This window comes from Bradyrhizobium sp. SHOUNA76, from assembly GCF_023006445.1.
Classification (GTDB): domain Bacteria; phylum Pseudomonadota; class Alphaproteobacteria; order Rhizobiales; family Xanthobacteraceae; genus Bradyrhizobium.
Genome location: NZ_JALBHA010001004.1, coordinates 1 through 845, shown reverse-complemented (window position 1 = coordinate 845; position 845 = coordinate 1). Strand labels below are relative to the sequence as shown.

Here is an 845-nt window from a genome sequence, read left to right as displayed (position 1 = left end):
GGCCAGGTCTCGGGCGAGGTGATCCTGGACGCGACCACCGGCGCGCCGAGCTTTGCCATGCATTCCGATCTCGTCGGCGTGCGCGCGCTGCCGCTGCTTCAGGGCCTTGCCGAATTCGACCGCATCGACGGCAAGCTGCAGGCCAAGCTCGCCTTGCGCAGCGCCGGCACCAGCCAGCGCGCGCTGATGGCGAACATGCAGGGCACGGCCTTCGTCAATTTCCAGGACGGCGCCATCCGCGGCATCAACGTCGCGCAGATGATCCGCTCGCTGACATCGGGCACGCTGACCGGCTGGCAGGACAACCAGAGTCCCAGCCAGGAGCAGAGCACGGATTTGTCGCAGCTCTCGGCCTCGTTCCGCATCGACAAGGGTCAGGCGGTGACGACCGATCTCAATCTGATCGGGCCGCTGGTCCGCGTCACCGGCGCCGGCACCATCGCGCTCGACACCAAGATGATGGGCTTTCGCGTCGAGCCGAAGCTGGTGATGACGACCGAAGGCCAGGGCCGCGCCAATGAGCCGGTCGGCTTCGGCATTCCCGTGATGATCCAGGGCAGCTGGTCGCAGCCTCGGATCTATCCTGATATGGCCGGCATGCTGGACAATCCGGATGCCGCCTATGCCAAGCTGCGCGAGATGGGCAAGGGCCTGTTCGGCCCTGACGGCGCCGGGCTCGGCAACATTCTGGGCAGCCTCGGTCTCGGCGGCACCGCCACACCGCCCGGCGGCAATGCGGCCGGCAATACGAATCCGCAAACCCAGCAGCCGGGCCAGAACAATCTGCTCGGCGGCGGGCTCGGGGAGGCGATCGGCAATCTGATCCAGCAGGGGCTTTCCAATTG

Annotated in this window: 1 protein-coding gene; it reads left to right on the top strand. The window is 66.9% G+C overall.

Annotation, left to right across the window (positions count from 1 at the left end; genetic code table 11):
- Window positions 1-845: AsmA-like C-terminal region-containing protein (locus MOV74_RS39295; RefSeq protein WP_246933001.1), on the top strand; the 845-nt coding region annotated here is incomplete at both ends.